A 21886-nucleotide genomic window follows, 5' to 3' on the forward strand; every position below is an offset into this window, starting at 1 on the left:
AGATGCGGCAAGGTTCTGGGGCTGTTCCCATCCGCCGCAAGTCTCCGGAAACCATGACATGACAATCACGCGCCGCGGCTTCCTCTCGGTGTCGGCGGCTCTTGCTGCGGCGCCGGTCCTGCGCGCAACGGCCGGGCCCTTGCCGCGCGAGGCTGACATTGTCGTGATCGGTGCGGGAGCGGCCGGCATCGCTGCAGCGCGGCGTATCATGGCGGCCAATCGCAGGGTCGTGGTGGTGGAGGCAACGTCGCAGATGGGCGGCCGCTGCATCACCGACAGCATGACCTTCGACGTGCCGTTCGATCGCGGCGCACGCTGGATGCACAATCCTGATAGCAACCCGATGATCCGGCTGGCGCGCGGCGCGGGGCTCGATGTGTCGCCTGCGCCGTCGGGCCAGAAGATGCGCATCGGCCGCCGCAATGCGCGGGCCGGCGAGACCGAGGAGTTTCTCGCGGCGCTCGTGCGCGCCAACAGGGCCATCGACGAGGCTTCGCGCGGCAAGCTCGATACCTCCTGCGCTGCGGTGCTGCCGAAAGATCTCGGCGATTGGGCAGGGGCTGCGGAGTTTGTGCTCGGCGCAAGCTTTGCCGGCAAGGACCTGAAGGAGCTGTCGGCGATCGACAAGGCGCGTGCGCAGGACCGCAATGCCCCGATCGCCTGCCGCCAGGGTCTTGGCACCCTGATCGCCAGGCTCGGCGAGCAGGTGCCAGCAGTGCTGTCGACGCCGGCAAGCCGGATTCTCTGGAGCAACCGCGACGTCAGCGTGGAAACGCAAGCCGGCAAGATCGCCGCGCGCGCCGCCATCATCACGGTCTCCACCAATGTGCTCACGTCAGGCGCGATCAAATTCGCGCCTGACATTCCCAAGCGCACGCTGGATGCGGCCTCCAAGCTCGGTCTTGGCAGCTACGATCACATCGTGCTGCAGCTGCCGGGCAATCCGCTCGGGCTGTCGCGCGACGATATCCTGATCGAGCAGAGCAATTCGACGCGCACCGCGCTGATGTTCGCCAATATCGGCGGATCCTCGCTGTGCTCGATCGACGTCGGCGGCTCGTTCGGACGCGACCTCTCGGAGCAGGGCGACAAGGCGATGGCCGCCTTCGCCAAGGAGTGGATCGCGAAGCTGTTCGGCAGCGAGGCGGCGGCCGCCGTGCAGAAGACCGCGGCGACGCGCTGGAACGCCTCCCCCTACGTCATGGGCGCGATGTCGGCGGCGTCACCCGGCGGCCAACTCTCGCGAAAGATTTTGACCGAGCCGATCGGCAATCTGTTCCTCGCCGGCGAAGCCACGCATGAGACGCTGTGGGGCACCGTCGACGGCGCCTGGGACAGCGGCGAGCGCGCCGCGGACGCCGCGCTCCGCAAGATCGGTGCGCTCAAGGCCGAGCCGGCCGACGTGCCGACGCAATCGACGAAGAAGCGTCGCGCGCCGCGGCGGTAGGACAGAGGCAGCGAAGCCGCACAAACTCCGCCGTCGTCCCGGCGCAGGCCGGGGCTCATACTCCGGAGCAATAGTGTTGCGAAGTCTCGTCGTTTCCAGCTCGCCTTGCAATGGCTCACCGGGATCATGGCGGAGCATGACGCGGCCCGAAAACCGCGTCACGCTTTTCGGCGTCATGCTCTCAACGTGCCGCCGGTCTTCTTCGTGACCTCGGCCACGATCTTCGCGGCCACGGCCTCGATCTCCTGGTCGGTCAGCGTCTTCTCGCGCGGCTGGATCGTCACCGCGATGCCGATCGACTTCTTGCCGTCGTCGATGCCCTTGCCCTCATAGACGTCGAACACAATGACGCCGGTGATCAGCTTCTTGTCGACGCCTTGCGCGGCGCGCACGATGTCGCCGGCCTTCACAGCGCGGTCGACGATGAAGGCGAAGTCGCGCGACACAGGCTGGAACGCCGACAGCTCGATGAGCGGCTTGGCGCGTGTCGGCTTCTTTTTCGCCTCCGGAATCCGGTCGAGGATCACCTCGAACACGACAACGGGGCCGTCGGCGCCGAGCGCTTCCAGCGCGCGCGGATGCATCTGGCCGAAATGGCCGAGCACGTTCTGTGGTCCGATCTGGATCGTGCCGGATCGGCCCGGATGCAGCCAGGCTGGACCGCCGGCGACGATTTGCAGAGCCTGCATCGGCGCGCCGGCTGCGGCCAGCACCGCGAGCGCATCGGCCTTGGCGTCGAACACATCGGCTTGCGCCGAGCCCGACCAGTGCCGCCCCAGCCCGTCCGACGAAGCGAGGCCCCGGCGCACACCGCTCGCCGCCACGAACTGGTCTTGCGGGCGGTCACCCCTGAACACCTGTCCCACCTCGAACAGCATGACGTCGCCATAGCCGCGATCGGCATTGACCTGCGCGGCTGCGACCAGTCCCGGCAACAGGCTTGGGCGCATGTCGGAGAGGTCGGCGGCGATCGGGTTCGCGACTTCGAGCTCGCGCTGGCCGCCGCCGAACAATTGTGCCGCCGGCTTGGTGATGAACGACCACGTCACCGCCTCGATCATGCCGCGGCTCGCCAGCGCCCGCCTTGCGCGACGGGTGCGAAGCTGAAGCGGCGTCAGCACCGATTTGCGCGCGTCCTCGCCGCGCTCGAACGGCGTCATCGGCACCTTGTCGACGCCGTAGATGCGGACGACTTCCTCGACGATATCGGCCTTGCCGTGCACGTCGGTGCGCCATGACGGCACCGCGACCTTCACCACCGGGCCCGGACCCGCCATCATGAAGCCGAGCCGGCTCAGGATGAGCTTCATCTCGACCTGCGGCACCTCGATGCCGGAGAGGCGCTTCACCTCGGTGAGCGGGAAGTCGATGATGCGGTCGTCGCCAAAGGCGTTGCCGACCACGACGTTCTCCGACGGCGTGCCGCCGCACAGCTCCATCACCATCTTGGTGGCAAGCTCGAGCCCGGGCACCATGAATGCCGGATCGACGCCGCGCTCGAAGCGATAGCGCGCGTCCGAATTGATGCCGAGCTTGCGGCCGGTCTGGGCGACGTTGATCTCGTTCCACAGCGCCGATTCGATCAGCACGTCGGTGGTGTTCTCATCGCAGCCCGAGGCTTCGCCGCCCATGATGCCGGCAAGGGATTCGACGCCCTGCTCATCCGCGATCACGCAGATCGACGGATCGAGATTGTAGGCGCGGCCGTCGAGCGCGAGCAGCGCCTCGCCCGCGCGGGCGCGGCGCACCACCAGATTGCCCGCGACCTTCTTGGCGTCGAACACGTGCAGCGGGCGCGCGCGGTCGTAGGTCATGAAGTTGGTGATGTCGACCAGCGCGTTGATCGGACGCAGCCCGATCGCGGTCAGCCGCTTCTGCAGCCATTGCGGTGACGGGCCGTTCTTGACGCCGCGCACGAGGCGCAGCGCGAACCCCGGACACAGCGCGGCATCCTCGATCGTGACCTTCACCGGGCAGGGGAATTCGCCCTTGACCGGCTTGATCGAGGGATCTTTGAACTTGCCCATGTCGGCAGCTGCGAGATCGCGGGCGATGCCGTGTACGCCGGTGCAGTCCTGTCGGTTCGGCGTGAGGTTGATCTCGATCACGGGATCGCCGAGCGCGGCCCATTCGGCGTAACCCGCGCCGATCGGCGCGTCTGCCGGCAACTCCATGATGCCGTCATGGTCGTTGGAAATCTGCAGCTCGGCCGCCGAGCACAGCATGCCGCGGCTCTCGACGCCTCTGATGGTGCCGACGCCGAGCGTGATGTCCTTGCCGGGAATGTAGGTGCCGGGCGCCGAGAACACGCTGACGAGGCCGGCGCGCGCATTCGGCGCCCCGCACACGACCTGAACCGGCGCGCCGCCGTCCCCGGTGTCGACCATGCAGACGCGCAGGCGATCGGCGTTGGGATGCTGCTCGGCCGAGATCACCTTCGCAATGGTGAACGGCTTCAGCACCTTCGCCTTGTCCTCGATGCTCTCGACCTCGAGCCCGATCATGGTGAGCTTGTCGGCCAGCTTTTCCAGCGGCTCGTCGGTGTCGAGATGATCCTTCAGCCAGGAGAGGGTGAATTTCATGGCTTTTTTTTCCCCACGGAGACGGTCTGCTCCCTCTCCCGCTTGCGGGGGAGGGCTGGGGTGGGGGCTCTCTCCGCGATGGTAGTCGCGATGGTTTCGAGAACGCCGCCACAATTGGTCGTGATGTCGAGATTGCTGAAGCGGATTACTTTGAATCCCTTCGCCTCGATCGCCGCTGAGCGACGAGCGTCGGCGCGCTCGCCTTCATCCGAGAAGTGTTGGCCGCCATCGAGCTCGATGACGAGCTTGGCCGCGTGGCAGATGAAATCGGCGACGTAGCGCTCGATTGGCACTTGGCGGCGGAAGCGCGCGCCATTCAGCCGGTTGCCGCGCAGCTCTGACCACAGGATGCGCTCTGCGTCAGTCGAGTTGCTTCTGAGCGCACGTGCGTTGGCGCGCAGTTTGGCCGACACTTTCCAGTCCGGATGCTTGGGATCGACCATTGGCAGCCCCATTGCGGAGAAACCCTCTCCCCAAACCTCCCCCGCACGCGGGGGAGGGAGCTCGACCTGTCGAGCGGGCAGAGAATGTGTACCCATGAAACAGAGGCCACGCCCTCGCTCCATCCGTTCCCTCCCCCGCTTGCGGGGGAGGGTCAGGGAGAGGGCTGTCTCCGCGAAGGGAACGGAGAGAATCTGCGTGAGAGCGAGCGTCACGAGCTCAGCCCTCCCGCCAGCGTCGGCACCTCCAGCGGCTTGAAGCCGTAGTGGTCGAGCCAGCGGACGTCGCTGTCGAACAGCTGGCGCAGATCGGCGATGCCGTATTTCAGCATGGCGATGCGGTCGATGCCCATGCCCCAGGCGAAGCCCTGGTACACGTCGGGATCGATGCCGCAGGCGCGCAGCACGTTCGGATGCACCATGCCGCAACCGAGGATCTCCATCCAGTCCTCGCCTTCGCCGAAGCGGATCTCGTTCTTGTCGCGGCGGCACTGCAGGTCGACTTCCAGCGACGGCTCGGTGAACGGGAAGAACGACGGGCGGAAGCGCATGTTGAGGTGGTCGACCTCGAAGAACGCCTTGCAGAACTCGTGCAGGATCCATTTGAGGTGGCCGAGATGCGAACCCTTGTCGATCACGAGGCCTTCGACCTGGTGGAATTGCGGCGTGTGGGTCGCGTCCGAATCGATGCGATAGGTGCGGCCCGGGCAGATCACGCGGATCGGCGGCTTCTGGGTCAGCATGGTGCGCACCTGCACCGGCGAAGTGTGAGTGCGCAACAGCATGCGCGAGCCGTCCTCCTTGGGATGGAAGAAGAACGTGTCGTGCATCTCGCGCGCCGGATGACCTTCGGGGAAATTCAGCTTGGTGAAGTTGTAATCATCGGTCTCGATGTCTGGACCTTCGGCGACCGAGAAACCCATGTCGGCGAAGATGGTGGTCAGCTCGTCCCAGACCTGGCTGAGCGGATGGATGCGGCCGGCCTCGGCCTGCGCATCGCGCAGCGGCAGGGTGACGTCGACGGTCTCGGAGGCCAGCCGCGCATCGAGCGCTGCCGACTTCAGCACGTCACGCCGTGCGGCGAGCGCCTCGGTGACCTTGTCCTTGGCCTGGTTGATCGCCGCGCCTTGCGTCTTGCGTTCGTCGGGCGGCATCTTGCCGAGCGTGGCGAGCAGCGCCGAGATCGAGCCCTTCTTGCCGAGGGCTGCGACGCGTACGGCTTCAAGGGCGGCTTCGTCGCCCGCGGCGGCGATCTGGTCGAGGATGGACGTTTCAAGCGTTGCGAGGTCGGACACAGGCAAATCCTTGGCTCCAAATTCGGCTGGGTTGTCGCCGCCCGAAGGCCGTAACGTCAAGCAAAAAGCCGGTCATTTCGGCACCTCGAACGGCTGGGTTGAACCTCGCGCGGGGGCCCGGCACCAAGGGAGGATCAAGAGGAGACCTGCGATGCTTTCGAAACGCGATCTGGCTGCCCTGGCCATCGTTCTGTCCGTCGCCGCCACGCCTGCGCGCGCCATGGTCTGCATGGACAAATCCATGACGCTGGACGAGGTCGCGGACACCATCAGCAGCCGGAAGAGCTGCGAAAGCGCGATGAAGGTCTTTAGGGATTGCGAACTGACCGCGAGCGGCGATGTTCAGCTCGGTGCCGCCGTCGAAAAGAAATGCGAGGCGGACTTCAAGCCTGGCCTCAGTGCTGCGCAGACCCAGGCGTACAAAGGCGAGATGCACGCATGCGACGTCAAGTACCGGAACAAGTCCGGCACCATGTATCTCTCGTTTACGGCATTCTGCCGGGCGGAGGTGGCCCAGCGTTACTCGCAACGCGCGCTGAAGGCTGCGGGCGCGAACGCCCGCTAGCGCTGGCGCTATCAGGCCGCGAGAGCGGCCTTGGCCTTCTCGGCGATCAGCTGGAACGATGCGGGCTCGTGGATCGCGAGATCCGAGAGCACCTTGCGGTCCACGGTGATGCCCGACTTGGCGAGACCGTCGATAAATCGGCTGTAGGTCAGGCCGAACGGACGGACAGCGGCGTTGAGACGCTGGATCCAGAGCGCGCGGAAGGTGCGCTTCTTACGCTTGCGGTCGCGGAAGGCGTACTGCTGGGCCTTCTCGACGGCCGGCTTGGCGGCGCGGATGGTGTTCTTGCGGCGGCCGTAGAAGCCCTTGGCGGCCTTGTAGACTTTCTTGTGCTTGGCGTGGGCGGTCACACCGCGTTTGACGCGAGACATGACGAAATCCTTCAGAGATGACTTGGTTTTTCGGATCGCCGCGCATTAACGCGGCGCAGATGGCAATGATCTTCGACGATCTTGGACGCGATCAGGCGTTCGGCAAGAAGTACTTCTTGACGTTGTCGCCGTCGGTCTTGAACAGCACAGCGGTGCCGCGAAGCTGACGGATCTGCTTCTTCGTCCGCTTGATCATGCCGTGACGCTTGCTGCGATGGGCGAACATCACTTTGCCGGTGGCAGTCACCTTGAAGCGCTTTTTAGCGCCCGATTTGGTCTTCAGCTTGGGCATTTGGCTCTCCTAATGGCCACAGAATTCCGCCCGCAAAGGCGGCTGGCCGTCAAAAATGCTCGTTAGAGCGTTGATTGTGCTCAGGTTTTGCGAATAAGCGCATAACCCGCACGAAACACCGCCACGGCAGCCCTTAATCAGCCGGGCGATGAAGGCTGGGCTTATGACAGAGGAAAGGCCGGATGGCAACGATGAACCGCGGGAACCGCCGCGCCGACTATTTGGAGTTACCCATTATTCACGCCGTCCCGTCCGGAGCAGGACCAAAATGGCCCATTTTTCTCAATCGATTTTGTCTGTTGTGGTCAATCCCCGCCACCTCGCGTTGTTCGCCGTGGTTGCCGCGGCCGTTATTCCCTCGACCGCCGATGCCCGCATCGGCGGCTATGACGGCGTCTGGAATGTCACTTTCGCCACCACCCGCGGCGCCTGCAGCTCGGGCTATAGCGTCCCCTTCACCGTCACGGGCAGCCGCGTGTCCTCCGCCGGCGGCGGCCGGGTCTCCGGCACGGTCAATCGCGGCGGCGCCGTCGCGGTCGCGGTGTCGGTCGGCGCCTCCCATGCCACCGGCGGCGGCCGTCTCGGCGGCTTAGCCGGGGCCGGATACTGGAGAGGGGTCATCTCCGGCGACCAATGCAGGGGCACTTGGCAGGCTTCGCGAACCTGAAAACACAAACGGCCCGCCGGACAATCCGGACGGGCCGTTGAATTCTCGGCCTTGAAAAGCTGCGCTCAGCGCGGCGCCAGCACCATGACGACCTGGCGGCCTTCGAACCGGGCGTCCTGCTCGACCTTGGCGAGCTCGGCGACGTCGGTCTTGATCTTGTCCAGCAGCTTGGTGCCGATTTCCTGGTGCGCCATTTCGCGGCCGCGATAGCGCAGGGTGATCTTGACCTTGTCGCCTTCTTCGAAGAACCGCAGCATCGCGCGCATCTTCACGTCGTAGTCGTGGTCGTCGATCATCGGGCGGAGCTTGATCTCCTTGATCTCGACAGTCTTCTGACGCTTGCGGGCCTCGGCGGCTTTCTTCTGGGCGGAATACTTGTACTTCCCGTAGTCCATGATCTTGCAGACGGGAGGGCTGACATTTGGCGAAATCTCAACCAGATCCATGCCGGCTTCCTGGGCCATCTTGATGGCAAGCATGGTCTCGATGATGCCTTTGTTCTCACCGGCCTGATCGATCAGCTGGATCTGCGCGTTGCGAATATCATCATTGATGCGCGGCCCATCTTTGCTGGCAACGGGCGGGGCTCTATTGGGACGGCGAATGGGTGGTTCTCCAACATTGTGAAAGGAAGCGGCTATTTTGCAGGAAGATGCTGATGGCGGCAAGCAAGTCGCCGTTGCGAGCAGCGAAAAACCCTCAAATGCGAGGCATTTTGGCCACGCTTTTCGGCACGGTGCACGACATAGACACCTTGCCCCTGTTCCGCAAGCGTCCCAAAGGGACAATAGCAATATTGGGTTGCTTCGCGAACGCGCCCGAACAGCTCAAACCGCACAGCCGGAGTAAACGTTCCATGACCACAGCAATTCCCGATGCCGTGCTCGACTTCATCGAGGTGGGTGAGGGCGCGTCCGCGCGCAGGATCGCGGTGCGCCACCGTACGGGTCAAGGATCTGGCCAAGGTCCCGGCGTGATCTGGCTCGGCGGTTTCAAGTCGGACATGCAGGGCGGCAAGGCAGTGGCGCTGGATGCCTGGGCCGCAGAGCATGGGCGTGCCGCCGTCAGGTTCGACTATTCCGGGCACGGCGAATCCAGCGGCGAATTCGCCGATGGAACCATCGGCAGCTGGCTCGAGGACAGCGTCGCGGTGTTCGAGCGGTTCTGCGCCGGTCCGCAAATCCTGATCGGCTCCTCCATGGGCGGCTGGATGGCGCTGCTGCTGGCGCGCGAGATCAGGAAGCGTCAGGAGAAGGCGCAAGCCAAGGCCTCGCTCGCGGGCCTCGTGCTGATCGCGCCGGCGCCCGACTTCACGGAAGAGCTGATGTGGAAGACCTTCTCGCCCGCGGTGAAGAAGGAAATCGAAACCAAGGGCTTTTGGCTCAGGCCATCCGAATATGGCGACGGCACGCCGTATCCGATCACACGCAAGCTCATCGAGGAGGGCCGCAACCATCTCGTGCTCGGCAGCGCCATCGATCTCGGTTGTCCCGTCCGCATCCTGCAGGGTGCCCAGGACCCTGACGTCCCGTGGCAGCATGCATTTGCGCTGACGCATCGGCTGCCGGCTGACGACGTCGTGCTCACGCTGATCCAGGACGGCGACCATCGCCTGTCCCGTCCGCAAGACATCACGCGCATTCTTGCCGCAGTGGCGGAGATCGGGTGATTGTTTTCTTCCTTCTCTCCTTGCGGGAGCGATGATCGACGACTGGTTTGTCGCACGGCCACGGATTTCCGATGGGACATCAAGGGAGAGGGAGCGCAGCGGAGCAAACTGCTGATGTCTGTGACTCCAGCTAAGGCGGCGGTGGTTTCGCCATCGGCTTGCGTTGCGCCAGCGCGGCGACGGTCGCGGTGCCGATCGGGCCCTTCTCGTCGTAAAGCCAGCATTCGCCGATCGCGACGCCATCCGTGGCTTGATGGTTGACCACGTCGAAACCGATCCAGTTCGTCACCGGCAATCGGTGCAGATAGATCGTCACGTCGCTGTTGATATAGCCGAGCCCCTTGTCGCCGGCATTGGCAAATGGGCTTGCGAAATCGGCACCTGTGGCGACGTGGACGAACGGCGTCATCCGCACGCCTGCAACGAGCTCGCGCACCTCACTCATCCAAAGTCGCCGCGGCCCGAGCGAGCCCATATGGCCGACGATGGGTCGCGTCGTCCATTTGCCGTTCATGCCGAGCCGGGGATCGGTCGGCTTTGGAATCTCCGATGGCTTCGGCACGTCCCAGTTCGGCGGCGACCAGACATTGCCGTCAGGATTTTGCGTCCGCCGCAACAGCTGGCACGAAGCACGCGCCATGCTGACGCCGCCGGAGACAAACTCGGCTTCCACAACGCGGATGCGCAGGCCGTCTCGCACCAGCCGGGTCGTCACTTGGATCGGCTTGTCGATGGCCGGCAGCCGAAACATGTCGACTGTCAGCCGCGCCGGCACGAATTCTGGGCCCGAATGGCGCTCCTCGATGGCAAAGCCGAGCAGGCCGATGATGACGCGGCCGTGCAGCGATTTCGGATCCCAGGGGCCATTGGCCACTTCCGTCGGATGGAATGTATCGCCGTCGCGGGTGAAGAAAGGGATGCTTGTTGTCATGATCGGCGACTTTGCGGGAATGGGTGGGGAAATCAAGGGCGGCGAGCGCGAGAGCTAGGACGCGGCTTGCCACTCCAGACGAACGTTCTCATCGTGCTCGTTGCTCAATGCAGCTCTCTTCATCGCTTCGAGCTCATCTCGAGGCAGCAACTGCGCCACCGCCCACACCGCAGCCCCGCGCACCAGCGGGCTCGCATCGTCAAGCAATCGCCGCGCTGCCTCCGCCAGTGCGGCCTCGCCGGAATTGCCGATCGCGATCAGCACATTCCGCACAAAGCGGTCACGGCCAATCCGCTTCACGGGTGATTTCGTGAACAGCGCGCGAAATGCGGCATCGTCGAGTCGCGAAAGCTCGGCCAGACCAGGCGCACGCAATTCATCACGCGCAGCGAGTTTGGCCTCGCGTCCCTCCTGCGCAAACTTGTTCCAGGGACACGCGGCGAGGCAATCATCGCAGCCATAGATACGGTTGCCGATGGCCTTGCGGAATTCCGGCGGGATCGGTCCCTTGTTCTCGATGGTGAGATAGGAGATGCAGCGCCGCGCATCGAGCTTGTACGGCGCGGGAAATGCCGCGGTCGGGCAGATCTCGAGACAGGCCCGGCACGAGCCGCAATGATCGATCTCGGCGGGATCGCGCGGCAGCTCGAGCGTGGTGTAGATCGCGCCGAGGAACAGCCATGAGCCGAATTCGCGCGAAACGAGATTGGTGTGCTTGCCCTGCCAGCCCAGATGCGCGGTCTGCGCCAGCGGCTTCTCCATCACCGCCGCTGTGTCGACGAACACCTTCACTTCGCTCGGCGCGATCGCAACCAGCCACCGCGCCAGTGCCTTGAGTCGCTTCTTGATGAGGTCGTGATAGTCGTCGCCCCTCGCATAGACCGAGATCGCCCCACGCGTGCGCTGTTGCAGGATCGCGAGCGGATCCTGGTCGGGTCCGTAATTGACGCCGAGCATGATGACGCTGCGCACGTCCGCCCACAGCCCGCGCGGATCGACGCGGCGCTCCGGCTGGTTCGCGAGCCAGTCCATGTCGCCATGGCCGCCCGAGGCGATGAATTCGAGGAAGTTCGCGCCGGCCTTGTCGATCGTGCCGGGCTCGGTGACGCCAATGCAGTCGAAGCCGAGCGCGTGCGCTTCGCGCGCGAGCGCCGCCTTCAGTTCAGTCGGATCGGGGTTCAGAAATCCAGGTCCACGTAGGTCCGCGACGCCGGCACGCCCGCCAGCCATTCGCTCAGCAGCGGGCGGAACGACGGGCGGGATTTCACCCGCGCGTACCACGCCTTTGCCGCGTCGTCCTCGCTCCATGGCACGTCGCCCAGATAGTCGATCGCCGAAAGATGCGCCGCGGCGGCGAGATCCGCGTAAGTGAGCCGGTCGCCGGCGAGGAAGTTGCGCGTCTGCGCCAGCCAGCCGATATAGGCCAGATGATAGCGCACGTTGGCCTTGGCGGCGCGCATCACGTCCGCCGAAGGCGGGCCGCCGCCATTCTCCTCGCTCATGAAGCGCTTGTAGATGCGCTCGGTCACGAGCGGATGCGAGACTTCCTCGAAGAACTTTTCGTTGAACCAGGTCATCAGCCGGCGCACCTCGACGCGCTCACCGATCGTCTCAGGCATCAGGCGCTTGGGTCCCATTCCGGCCCCATAGGCTTCGTCGACATATTCGGCGATGATGGCCGCACCCGGGATCGGCGGCTGCTCGTCGTCCAGCAGAACGGGCGTGGTGCCGGCCGCATTGAGCAGCAGAAATGCCTCGCGCCGTTCCCAGCTGCGTTCCTCGACCAGTTTCAGCTCGAGCCCGTATTCGCCCGCGATCAGGCGAATGAAGCGCGAATGTGGACAGAACGGATGATGAAACAGCGTAAACATGAAGCCTTTGACTATTTGATGGTGCTTAAGAATCCATCAATGTTTGTGCGGCGCCACAGTAGTCTTTCAAAACCGCGCGGCAAGGGCGCGATAGCGCATTTTGCGATTGCGAGCGAGAGGCGAATAGGCGAGAAGAGCCCCGCTTTTCCAGCGGAAATGGACCGTAAATATGTCAGACGCAATACGGGCAGTGATCCTCGGCATCATCGAGGGTGTGACCGAGTTCCTTCCCGTGTCCTCGACCGGCCATTTGCTGCTTGCGGAGCGCTTCTTCGGCCTCGGCGAGGGCGCATTCTGGGATTCGTTTACCGTCCTGATCCAGCTCGGCGCGATTCTCGCGATCGTCGTGCTGTACTTCAAGAAGCTGTGGGACGTCGCGATCGGCATGTTCACGGGCGATGCCTATGCGCGCCGTTTCGTGGTCGGTCTGCTGGTGGCATTCCTGCCGGCTGTCGTCGTCGGCCTCCTCGCCGGCAAGTATATCAAGAGCCTGCTGTTCAATCCGTGGGTCGTGTGCTTCTCGCTGATCGTCGGAGGCGCCATCCTGTTGTGGGTCGACCGGATCGAGCTCAAGGCGCGCGAGTATGACGCCACGCGATTTCCGCTGCTGATGTACCTCTATATCGGCATCGCGCAGTGCATTGCGATGATTCCGGGCGTTTCGCGTTCCGGTGCCAGCATCGTCGCAGCAATGTTTTTGGGCGCCGACAAGCGCGCGGCGGCGGAGTTCTCGTTTTTCCTCGCCATCCCCACCATGATCGGTGCGTTCGCCTATGATTTCTACAAGAGCCGCGCCGAGATGACGATGGACCACATGGGCATCGTCGCGATCGGCTTCGTGGTGTCGTTCGTCACGGCGATCATCGTGGTGAAGACGTTCCTGGAATACGTCACCCGCCACGGCTTCGTGGTGTTCGCCTGGTGGCGCGTCATCGTCGGCACCCTGGGACTGATCGCGCTGGCGCTCGGCCATTAAGTTCCCGGCAAGTTGCCGACGGGCCTCAACGCAATATCAGCTTTTCGCCGCTAGTCAGTTTCCGGGAGCGGGGCGGCCCGCAGGTGGAGCTGAACGATGACGACTGTCAGCGGCTGGGGGCGCTTCCCGGTCGTCGATACCGAAGTGCTGCGGCCGCGCTCGTTCGAGGCGGTGGCGGACGCCGTCGTCGCCGGCTCGGTGGCGCGCGGCAAGGGCCGCGCCTATGGCGATGCCGCGATCGGCACGGTCAGGACCATCGGCATGACCGGGTTCGACAGGATCAGGTGGTTCGATCCGGCGACCGGCCGCATCCGCCTGGAGGCCGGCGTGCTGCTGTCCGACCTGATCGATACTTTTGGCCCGCGCGGCTTCCTGCCCTTCGTCGTGCCCGGTACGCGGTTCGTATCGGTGGGCGGCGCCATCGCCGCCGACGTGCACGGCAAGAACCATCATGGCGAAGGCGGTTTCGGCCGCTATGTCGACAGCATCCTGCTGCGCACGGGTGCAGGCGAGACCATTGAAGTCTCGCGCGAGCAAAATCCCGATGCCTTCTTCGCGACGGTGGGCGGCATGGGCCTCACCGGCGTGATCCTCGAAGCCACGATGCGGCTGCGCCGTGTCGAGACCGGCTGGATCCGTGAGCAAGTGGTTTCCGCATCCGATCTCGATGCCGCGATGCGCGCGCTCGAGGCGAGCGAGTCTGCGACCTATTCGGTGGCGTGGATCGATTGCGTGGCGCGCGGGCGCGATCTCGGGCGCTCGCTGATCTATCTCGGTGAGCACGCAAGCGCCGATGAGCTTGCCGAAGGCGCGGATCGTTTTGCCGTTGGCAAGAAGCCTGGGCTCGCCGTGCCGATCGACCTGCCCGTGATGGCGCTCAACCGCGTCACCGTCCGCGCCTTCAACGAGCTCTATTACCGCATGGGCGCGCGACGTGCAGGCAGCGACCATTTGGTCTCGCTCTATCCATATTTCTTTCCGCTCGACAGCGTCGCCGACTGGAATCGCATCTATGGCCGGCGCGGCTTCCTCCAGCATCAATGCGTGATCCCGGAAGCCGGCGCGCGCGGCGTGCTCGGCGATATCCTCGATCGCGTCTCCAAGCGCGGCGATGCGTCGTTCCTCGCGGTGCTGAAAAAGCTCGGGCATGGCGACGGCCTGCTGTCGTTTCCGCTGCCCGGCTACACGCTGGCGCTGGATTTCCCGGTCAACGGCGACATCCTCAGTTTCCTCGACGAGATCGATCGTCTCGTTGTCGCCGCCGGCGGCCGGCTCTATCTCGCCAAGGACGCGCGGCAGTCGCGTGCGACGTTCGAGGCCGGCTACCCCGCGCTGTCGCGCTTCAAGGCGATTCGCAAAGCGCTCGATCCCGCCGGAAACATCCGCTCCAAGCTTTCACAGCGTCTGTTCGATGAGGTTAGGCCGTGACATCACGCAGGTCAGTTCTGGTGCTCGGTGGCTCCTCCGACATTGGTCGCGCCGCGGCGCGCGCCTTTGCCAAGGCGGGTTACGACGTCGGTCTCGCCGGCCGCGACGTCGCGGCGCTTGAGCCTGACGCCGCAGATCTGCGCGCGCGCTACAATATCGAAGCCGGCCTCTTCAAATTCGACGTGCTCGACGCCGCTTCGTTCGATGGCTTTGTCGCAAGCCTTCCCGCGCTGCCTGACGTCGTCATTTCGACCGTCGGCCTTCTGGGTGTGCAGCAAAATGCCGAGAGCGATCTTGGGCACGCCACCACGATCATGCGCTCGAACTATGAAGGACCATCGCTGATCCTCGGCCTGTTCGCCGAAAGGTTCTTAGCTCGCGGCAATGGCACCATCGTCGGCGTGTCCTCGGTCGCCGGCGATCGCGGCCGCGCCTCGAACTATGTCTACGGCTCGGCCAAGGCCGGTTTCTCCGCCTTCCTCTCGGGCCTGCGCGCCCGTTGCAGCCGCAGCGCCGTGCACGTCGTCACGGTGAAGCCCGGTTTCGTCCGCACGAAAATGACTGAGGGTATGAAGCTGATCGGCCCGTTGACCGTCGATGCGCCTGTCGTCGGCGATGCGATCCTGAACGCGGTCGAGAAGAAGACCGACGTCGTTTATGTCAGTAGCAAATGGCGTCTCGTGATGCTCATCATCAAGACGCTGCCTGAGGCGGTGTTCAAGAAGCTGAAGTTTTGAGCTGTCGCCGACTGACGCTCCCTCTCCCGCTTGCGGGGAGGGACGCGGGAGAGATGAAACCGACTCACACGCCCATGCGCTGGAACTGGCCCTGCGGGCGGAAACGCCAGAGATATTGCGGGGCGATCGCTTCCAGCGAATCCGCCGCGATGCCGAGGCCTTCCAGCGTCAGGCCGGCGGCCTTCGCGGCTTCCGAGACGACATTGTCGCGCTCGAGCAGCGTGACCTGGTCCGGCGTCAGCTTGAAGGCACCAGGCGCGAATTGCAGGAAGGCGGCCTTGAGGCGCGCAAGGCCAAACGACAACGGCACCAGCGTCGGCTTGCGCTCGGCGATCGCGACGATGGCCTCGATGATCTCGCGCATCGTCAGCACCTCAGGACCGCCGAGCTCGTAGGTCGCACCCGCCCTGGCCTTGCCGTCGACGGCGTCGGCAATCGCGGTGGCGACGTCGCCGACATAGACCGGCTGCATCTTGGTCGCGCCGCCGATCAGCGGGAGCACCGGCGACATCCGCGCCAGCGCCGCAAAGCGGTTGGTGAACTGGTCCTCGGGACCGAACATCACCGAGGGGCGGACAATCGTGGCCGACGGCACTGCCGCGCTCACCGCGGCTTCACCGGCCGCCTTGGCCTTGGCATAGCGCGACGGCGATTCGGCATCGGCGCCGAGCGCCGAGACATGGATCAGGCCGGCGCCCACGGCCGCCGCCGCCTTGGCGACGGTCTCGGCGCCCTTGGCCTGGACGGCGTCGAAGGTCTGGGCGCCGCCTTCAGTGAGGATGCCGACGAGGTTGATCACGACCTGCGAATCACGCACCGCCGCCTCGACCGACGCCGGATAGCGCAGATTGGCCTGCACGGTGTGGACCTGGCCGACCTTGCCCGAGGGCTGGAGGTATCCGGCCAGTTCCGGCCGCCGCACCGCGACCCTGACACGGTAATCCCGCCGGCACAGCGCGCGGACGACATTCCGGCCCAAAAACCCCGATCCGCCGAAAACCGTGACGAGAGTTTCCAGATTCGATGCCATGGAGGTCCATTCCTGCGGAAGAGTGCGAGATATCAGGCTTGTATCGGGGTGGTGTGCGATGCGCAATCGGCATCCCGAACCATGAATTGACAACGGCGTCACCGAACCGTAGTAACCGCCTCCGTGCCCCAACGGCATGCCCAGGTGGTGGAATTGGTAGACGCGCTGGCTTCAGGTGCCAGTGGCTTAACGGCCGTGAAGGTTCGAGTCCTTTCCTGGGCACCATCGTTCTTCGATGTTGTTGATTTCGCTGAAGTCCCTGTTATCCAAGGGTGATCGACCGTCTCAACTGGTACACAGAGACGGTACACATGCTTCTGCGAATGGCCTCACCTATCCGCCGCGACGGCTCCTCCGTTCACTACCTCCGAAAGCGCGTTCCTTCCGATCTGATCGACAAGGCGGTCGGCTTGGTGCTGCACGTCCCCGTGGGCGATGCGGCTGCTGCGGTGCAGGTTGGGCGCAACGGCACAATCAAGTTGTCGCTGCGCACCCATGACCCTCGGGAGGCTAAAGCACGTCAGGCCAAGGCACTCGCCTATCTCGACGACATGTGGCGGTCGCTGCGGGATGGTCCCCGCCGCTTGAGCCACAAGCAGGTCATCGCTCTGGCTGGAGACTTCCGGCGGCGAGCACTTGCGAGGTTCGACGAAGAGCCCGGCTCGGCGGGTGTATGGGCGCGGCTGCTCGAACTGTCGGCGGGCTGGGATGAAGCAGCCCGGCTACGGGAAGCAGCTCCCTTCGTAGAGGAACACCTTGCCCGGCATGCTTTGAACGTCGATAACGACACCAAGGCTGCTCTTACCCGCGAAATGTTCAAGGTGGGTACGGAGATCGCTGGGGTTCTGAAAGGCCGCGCGGAGGGCAGCTACGGGCCAGACGAAGGGGCAAACAGGTTCCCTGTGTTGCAGCTTGACGCGCCAAAGGATGCCGCAAGCGTCTCTCTCCGCGAGTTGTTCAAGGGCTGGAAGCGAGAGGCGCAGGCCGCTGGGAAGGCCGAAAAGACGTTCGACGAGTACGGTGCCGCCGTTGAGCGGTTTGTTGCCTTTCTCAAACACGACGACGCAACGCGCGTTTCGCCGAAGGATGTCGTTGCCTACAAAGACATGCGGCTCGCGACGATCAACCCCCGCACGGGTAAGCCGCTTTCCGACAAGACGGTCAGGGATGGCGATCTCGCAGCTCTCAAGGCTGTCTTCAAATGGGCTGTCGGCAATCACCACATTCCGAGCAACCCCGCCGTAGGCATCACTGTGATGCGCAGCAACCCCGAGAAGACCCGGTCCAGTGGCTACCTGGACGAAGAGGCCATTGCCATTCTCACGGCTGCGCTGGCCTACAAGAGTTCAGGCCGCGAACTGGACAAGACCTCCGCAGCTAAGCGATGGGTGCCGTGGCTTTGCGCATTGGCCGGGGCTCGCGTCGGGGAGATGGTACAGCTTCGCCGTCAGGACGTACGGCGATGCGGCTCGCACTGGACGATGACAATCACTCCAGAGGCTGGGCCGGTGAAGAACAAGAAGAGGCGTGACGTTCCACTTCACCCGCAGCTCGTTGAGCTTGGCTTCATCGCCTTCGTTGAAGCGTCAGCGGACGGTTATCTTTTCCTCAGGGCGAACGGGAAGGAAGAGGTGCGCGGACGCCTCAATGCCATCAAGAACAGGCTCTGCGAGTTTGCGCGATCCATCGTCGATGACGAGCGCATCCGCCCCAATCATGCATGGCGGCATCGGTTCGTAACGCTCTCCCGCGAACATGACCTGTCTCAGGAGCTGCGCCGAATGATCTTGGCGCAGGGCGGGAAAGGCGTTGACGAAGAGGTCTACGGAGAACCGGCAGGGCTCTACCGCGAGATATGTAAGCTGCCTCGCTACGAGCTGTGACAGCATCACGACTGGCGAAGCTGCCTGAACGTCAACTCCGCGATGGCGACCGCGTTGCTAACGCCGCTTGTCCCGATTTCAATTACCTTCCGAGCGACGATCTCACAAATCGGATCGTTTCGATCCACCAAGTCCAGTTTGCGAAGCGCGTGATTGAACGCCAACTCAAGCGTATGCTGTTGTTCTCGCGTTAGATTGAGGTTGCCCATTAGGCGCGTGATCGGCATGGCGCACTCCCTTGATCGGGCGGGAGCACAACGGTCTCTCAGTCATCGGTAAGAGCCATAGGACCGAACGATGATGGAACGAGTGTGCGTCTTAGTGGAACTCCCGTCAACGGGTGCAAAAACACTGATCGGGCAGGGAAGATGCACTTAGAGTTGGCCGCCTAAGCAGCCCAACTCCTCAGCGCCGCTTCGGCTCCGGCCGGGTCTTCCTTGATACGATAGATCGTCTGTCGGCTCAGACCCGTTGCTGCCGCGATCTGCCCGACGCCTGCGGACTGCTCAAGCATGTTGCGCACCGTTTCAAGCTGGTCCGTGTTGAACGTTGGCTTCCGTCCCCGGTATTTCATCTCGCCCGCTGTCGCCTTGGCGAGCGCGATACCGCCGCGCTGGGCTTCCTTGATGGCCTCGGCGTTCGCCTGTGCGGTAGCGGCCATGAAGGCAATGAGCGCATCCCTCACGGCCTGCTGCATGGGGTCCTTCGTTGCGCCGTCGAAGGTGAGCCCGTTGATCACCGTGCGGATGACGACGCCACGCCGCATGAATTCCCTGATGGTGTCGCACACGTCACCGTAGTTGCGCCCGAGGCGGTCGATCCAGCGAACCACGAGGGTGTCGCCAGTGCGGAGGATGTCGAAGAGCCGCTTGCCTTCGGGACGTTCGGCAAGGCGGGTGCTGATCCCCGACACGCCATGGTCCGCGACGACGCGGTCGATCTTGAAGCCTGCGGCCTCCGCACCTGTCCGCTGATGCTCGACGGTCTGGTCGGTAGTGGATACTCGCGCGTACAAGATCGTAGCCATGGACGTCCCCGTTGTCCGTTAGGGTAATGTCCGTTGTGTATCGTGTCCGTTGAGCTAAGTCAACCCTAACGGACGCATTTTGGACGCTGTCCCGATTGTCCGCACGGGCATACCCTTACGGACCCACGATGTCGGGTCCACAACTGGAACCGAGCGGTTCAGGCGGGAATTGTTGATAGTCACCGGCAGCGACCGTTTGGGCGTCGGTGGCTGAGAGACTGATCGCGCTCCCGCCTGCACAAGCAAGGGTGCTACGCCATGCTGAGACGGCGTCGTGTCAAGCAGAGCAGAACATTGGAAGAGCGGCTCGCAGACGAAGCGGAGCGCATGCGCCAACAGGCCGAGCACGCCGCACCCGGCGAGCGAGAGCGTTTGATCCGTAAGGCTCGCCAAGTCGAGATCACAGTACACTTGACTGAATGGTTGAACTCGTCGGGCCTCCAACCTCCCAAGGGTTAGACTGAAGCGCATTGCCTCAGACGAAGCTCCGCAATCCCGCAGGTCACCTGAGCACGACCCCCGTGGGGGAAGCCCGCCACAAGATGGGATCGAGTGGGGGCTTCACAGTTTTCTGCTCAACTATCGGGGTTCTGGTGGAGCGAGGGCTTGCGCGATGCGCTGCCGGGCGCTGGGGGTCTTCAGCGGCACGCCCCCATGACAGCGACCATCGCCCCACCGAACGTCGGGGTTCGTGTATCCTGGTCCCCGCGCCGTCTCGATAGCTGCTTGCCTGATGAGGGCGCGTGAGATCGCAACGATGTTCGCAAGCCTGATGTCGAACGGGTTGCCGTTGCGGTGGCGAACTACATGGTTGCCTGAGCTACCGAGCAGGAAGCGCGCCGCTGCGAAGCCCGTCCCTCGTCCCTTGCCAGCAGCGTAGAGGGTCCCCCGAGCAACCCTGAGACTTGTCAGCTTCCAGCGTTGGAGGGCGGCCCAGCCCGTGGGGCAGAGCACGACGGTGTAGCCGGTGGGGACGGTCCCGACGAGGACGACCGGCTGGCCGTCCAGTTCTGCTTGGGTCACCGCACCGGGCATCATCGTTGCTGGGATGCCGGCCAAATTGCCATTTGTATTCAATGGCGTATCTCGTGTTTTGGCTGGTAGAGTGTCCAATCTGGACAGTCTTTAGAAATCATTATTAATTTCAGTGGCTTCCGGGGCAGTCTGTGGCTTGGCGGGCTCCAACAGTGCCTTGGCGAACTCTTGAACGAGTGCCCTCCGTTTGCCCCAGCAGTGGACCCCTCGGGCTTCCGCAAGGGCCAGCGTAAGGGCATCCCGAACGCGCACCTCAGCGGGACTGATGTCCCTTCTTTGGTCGCGTGCTCCGGCGTTGTCGTCGCGCCCTGACCGCATCTTGGCTGCGATTTTCGGGAACGCCTTCTTCATCCAGTTCTCGATGGAGGACTTCGACGCGAGGCCCCCAAGGTCCTTCGCGATCTCTCGGTACGACTTCAAGCCGCGCCGACCAACGCGATTGCGCCCTTGTCGCATGTACAGCTCGAAGACCCTGCGCTTCTCACTCTGACGGGTCAGCCGTGCGCCGTTGCGGGTGTTCGCCATCGCGGCTTGCCACTGGGCGTCCGCTTCGTTCAGCTCCTCGATAGTGGCCTCTACGGCATCGCGGCCGAGTTGCCTCTGAGCCAAGAGCCGGTGCCATCCGTCGATGAGGACGAGCACTCCGCCCACGTCTGCAAGCCGGAGCGGGGTCATGTTCGCGCCGTGCACGTAGTGGGTGACGTAGTCCCTCACGAGTGCGCCGTTGATCTGATCACGCACCTGCCAATCAGCTCGTGTCGCGATGTCAGCAATCGGGACCACGACGATGGGATTTGGCTCGGAAGCCACTTCCTCGCACTCGAAATCGTACTTTGGTGGCGCTGCGGTGATCTTGCCGGTGTTCCACGGAGCGACCTTCCCGGCTCCGGTCGGTTCATTTGAAGAGTTCTGTTGTGTGTTGTTCTGTCGCATGTTCAGGAATGCTTGAAGCGCCCCCAAAAGGTGCCCGTCCTGAACGGCTGAAATCATCAGCCACGGACGCCTATGGGTGCGCGGGTGGATTGGGTTGAAGTGTTTCCCGGAAGGGGCAACCTATTCGCACGAGGCAAATTGGCGCCGCTTCCTTCTCCCAGACATGCAACCTATTACTCACCGTGCGGCACGGTGCCCCATTGTTTCATCGCGTTGATGGTTCGAACGGCATGTGGCTTCTACCTCGCACAGGTTCGCAAGGGGGTGGGGTTTGTATCAATGGTTGTCCGCTCGACCCACAGGACCGGCGCAACAGCGGACGCGCCAAGATCGACGCGATGAGCCACAAGTGGCGACGTGGCCTAACAGGAGCGTGGCCGCCAATTGAGGAGGCCTTACTTCTTCATGGCTTTCTCTATTGCCTCAAGCGCTTTGGTGGAACGGTCTAGGACCGCAGTGCTCTTGGCAAGAACCATGTAGCTCTTGGCGAGCATTTCGAGTTGGTAACGCGAATATTGATCACGCGCCGCTTCCGCCAGCCTCTCGTACTTGGCTGCGAGTTCCCCATAGTCTTGCGGCGTCATCATGCCGAGCAACGATAAGGCCAGTTGACCGTTCCTAGAATCAGGAAAGCGGACATTGCCAGATTGGTCAGATATCCGCTTGCGGTTAACATCGGAAACGATGCGGCCCATTTCCAATCGACG

22 protein-coding genes and 1 tRNA gene are annotated in these 21886 nt (G+C 63.6%); 9 read left to right on the forward strand and 14 right to left on the reverse strand.

What is annotated here, in order from left to right; all coding sequences use genetic code 11:
- Positions 1-58: 58 nt before the first annotated feature.
- Positions 59-1447 carry a flavin monoamine oxidase family protein gene (locus ACVIIW_RS09640; RefSeq protein ID WP_456700520.1) on the forward strand — a complete coding sequence of 463 codons (1389 nt, stop codon included), beginning with the start codon at positions 59-61 and terminating at the stop codon, positions 1445-1447.
- Between the two features lie 173 nt (positions 1448-1620).
- On the opposite strand, the gene pheT is transcribed toward ACVIIW_RS09640, so the two are convergent.
- The 3 genes from pheT to pheS form a co-directional block, all read right to left on the reverse strand.
- Positions 1621-4029: a phenylalanine--tRNA ligase subunit beta gene (gene pheT, locus ACVIIW_RS09645; protein ID WP_456700521.1), complete on the reverse strand. Its 2409-nt coding sequence runs from the start codon at positions 4027-4029 to the stop codon at positions 1621-1623.
- Positions 4026-4472 carry an endonuclease domain-containing protein gene (locus ACVIIW_RS09650; RefSeq protein ID WP_456700522.1) on the reverse strand — a complete coding sequence of 149 codons (447 nt, stop codon included), beginning with the start codon at positions 4470-4472 and terminating at the stop codon, positions 4026-4028. Before ACVIIW_RS09650 ends, pheT begins: the two co-directional genes overlap by 4 nt.
- A gap of 209 nt (positions 4473-4681) precedes the next feature.
- Positions 4682-5764: a phenylalanine--tRNA ligase subunit alpha gene (pheS, locus tag ACVIIW_RS09655; RefSeq protein ID WP_456700523.1), complete on the reverse strand. Its 1083-nt coding sequence runs from the start codon at positions 5762-5764 to the stop codon at positions 4682-4684.
- A gap of 151 nt (positions 5765-5915) precedes the next feature.
- Between pheS and ACVIIW_RS09660 the strand changes: the two genes are divergently transcribed.
- A complete protein-coding gene (locus ACVIIW_RS09660) occupies positions 5916-6329 on the forward strand; it encodes a hypothetical protein (protein WP_456700524.1) in 414 nt (137 codons plus the stop codon).
- 11 nt (positions 6330-6340) lie between these two features.
- Here the strand turns inward: ACVIIW_RS09660 and rplT are convergent, their stop codons facing one another.
- Together rplT and rpmI are read right to left on the reverse strand one after the other, a co-directional pair.
- Positions 6341-6700 carry a 50S ribosomal protein L20 gene (gene rplT / locus ACVIIW_RS09665; RefSeq protein ID WP_092239381.1) on the reverse strand — a complete coding sequence of 120 codons (360 nt, stop codon included), beginning with the start codon at positions 6698-6700 and terminating at the stop codon, positions 6341-6343.
- A 91-nt stretch (positions 6701-6791) separates the two neighbouring features.
- A complete protein-coding gene (rpmI, locus tag ACVIIW_RS09670; protein WP_007598540.1) occupies positions 6792-6992 on the reverse strand; it encodes a 50S ribosomal protein L35 in 201 nt (66 codons plus the stop codon).
- 268 nt (positions 6993-7260) lie between these two features.
- On the opposite strand from rpmI, the gene ACVIIW_RS09675 reads away from it, so the two are divergent.
- Complete coding sequence (locus ACVIIW_RS09675; RefSeq protein WP_456700525.1) at positions 7261-7659, forward strand: hypothetical protein; 399 nt, start codon at positions 7261-7263, stop codon at positions 7657-7659.
- A gap of 65 nt (positions 7660-7724) precedes the next feature.
- Here the strand turns inward: ACVIIW_RS09675 and infC are convergent, their stop codons facing one another.
- Positions 7725-8264 (reverse strand): translation initiation factor IF-3, encoded by a 540-nt coding sequence (gene infC, locus ACVIIW_RS09680; protein ID WP_456705124.1) that lies wholly within the window; start codon positions 8262-8264, stop codon positions 7725-7727.
- Positions 8265-8515: 251 nt separating this feature from the next.
- Here infC and ACVIIW_RS09685 point away from each other — a divergent pair, with 251 nt between their 5' ends.
- On the forward strand, positions 8516-9328 hold the full coding sequence (locus ACVIIW_RS09685) for an alpha/beta hydrolase (RefSeq protein ID WP_456700526.1): 813 nt from the start codon (positions 8516-8518) through the stop codon (positions 9326-9328).
- A gap of 130 nt (positions 9329-9458) precedes the next feature.
- On the opposite strand, the gene ACVIIW_RS09690 is transcribed toward ACVIIW_RS09685, so the two are convergent.
- The 3 genes from ACVIIW_RS09690 to ACVIIW_RS09700 are packed head-to-tail and all read right to left on the reverse strand — an operon-like array spanning position 9459 to position 12130.
- A complete protein-coding gene (locus ACVIIW_RS09690; protein WP_456700527.1) occupies positions 9459-10259 on the reverse strand; it encodes an acyl-CoA thioesterase domain-containing protein in 801 nt (266 codons plus the stop codon).
- Between the two features lie 54 nt (positions 10260-10313).
- Complete coding sequence (gene queG, locus ACVIIW_RS09695) at positions 10314-11489, reverse strand: tRNA epoxyqueuosine(34) reductase QueG (RefSeq protein WP_456700528.1); 1176 nt, start codon at positions 11487-11489, stop codon at positions 10314-10316.
- Entirely contained in the window at positions 11438-12130 is a 693-nt protein-coding gene (locus ACVIIW_RS09700; protein WP_456700529.1) for a glutathione S-transferase family protein, read from the reverse strand. The genes queG and ACVIIW_RS09700 overlap by 52 nt, the downstream gene beginning before the upstream one ends.
- Before the next feature lie 169 nt (positions 12131-12299).
- Between ACVIIW_RS09700 and ACVIIW_RS09705 the strand changes: the two genes are divergently transcribed.
- The 3 genes from ACVIIW_RS09705 (at position 12300) to ACVIIW_RS09715 (ending at position 15271) form a co-directional block, all read left to right on the forward strand.
- The gene (locus ACVIIW_RS09705; RefSeq protein WP_456700530.1) at positions 12300-13106 is read left to right on the forward strand and encodes an undecaprenyl-diphosphate phosphatase; all 807 of its coding nucleotides are present in this window, start codon (positions 12300-12302) and stop codon (positions 13104-13106) included.
- 96 nt (positions 13107-13202) lie between these two features.
- Positions 13203-14534, forward strand: coding sequence for an FAD-binding oxidoreductase (locus ACVIIW_RS09710; protein ID WP_456700531.1), 1332 nt, complete (start codon positions 13203-13205; stop codon positions 14532-14534).
- Positions 14531-15271 carry an SDR family oxidoreductase gene (locus tag ACVIIW_RS09715; RefSeq protein ID WP_456700532.1) on the forward strand — a complete coding sequence of 247 codons (741 nt, stop codon included), beginning with the start codon at positions 14531-14533 and terminating at the stop codon, positions 15269-15271. Before ACVIIW_RS09710 ends, ACVIIW_RS09715 begins: the two co-directional genes overlap by 4 nt.
- A 64-nt stretch (positions 15272-15335) precedes the next feature.
- Here ACVIIW_RS09715 and ACVIIW_RS09720 read toward each other — a convergent pair whose 3' ends face one another.
- A complete protein-coding gene (locus ACVIIW_RS09720; protein ID WP_456700533.1) occupies positions 15336-16301 on the reverse strand; it encodes a complex I NDUFA9 subunit family protein in 966 nt (321 codons plus the stop codon).
- A gap of 138 nt (positions 16302-16439) precedes the next feature.
- On the opposite strand from ACVIIW_RS09720, the gene ACVIIW_RS09725 reads away from it, so the two are divergent.
- A tRNA-Leu gene (locus tag ACVIIW_RS09725) sits at positions 16440-16526 on the forward strand.
- Between the two features lie 86 nt (positions 16527-16612).
- Positions 16613-18184, forward strand: a complete 1572-nt coding sequence (locus ACVIIW_RS09730; RefSeq protein WP_456700534.1) for a DUF6538 domain-containing protein — start codon at positions 16613-16615, stop codon at positions 18182-18184.
- A 5-nt stretch (positions 18185-18189) separates the two neighbouring features.
- On the opposite strand, the gene ACVIIW_RS09735 is transcribed toward ACVIIW_RS09730, so the two are convergent.
- The 4 genes from ACVIIW_RS09735 to ACVIIW_RS09750 form a co-directional block, all read right to left on the reverse strand.
- A complete protein-coding gene (locus ACVIIW_RS09735; protein WP_456700535.1) occupies positions 18190-18411 on the reverse strand; it encodes a hypothetical protein in 222 nt (73 codons plus the stop codon).
- Positions 18412-18572: 161 nt separating this feature from the next.
- Entirely contained in the window at positions 18573-19211 is a 639-nt protein-coding gene (locus ACVIIW_RS09740; protein ID WP_456700536.1) for a recombinase family protein, read from the reverse strand.
- 1125 nt (positions 19212-20336) lie between these two features.
- Complete coding sequence (locus ACVIIW_RS09745) at positions 20337-21236, reverse strand: hypothetical protein (protein WP_456700537.1); 900 nt, start codon at positions 21234-21236, stop codon at positions 20337-20339.
- Positions 21237-21574: 338 nt separating this feature from the next.
- Positions 21575-21874 carry a hypothetical protein gene (locus ACVIIW_RS09750; RefSeq protein ID WP_456700538.1) on the reverse strand — a complete coding sequence of 100 codons (300 nt, stop codon included), beginning with the start codon at positions 21872-21874 and terminating at the stop codon, positions 21575-21577.
- Between the last annotated feature and the right edge of the window lie 12 nt (positions 21875-21886).

It is taken from the genome of Bradyrhizobium sp. USDA 4449 (assembly GCF_054056275.1).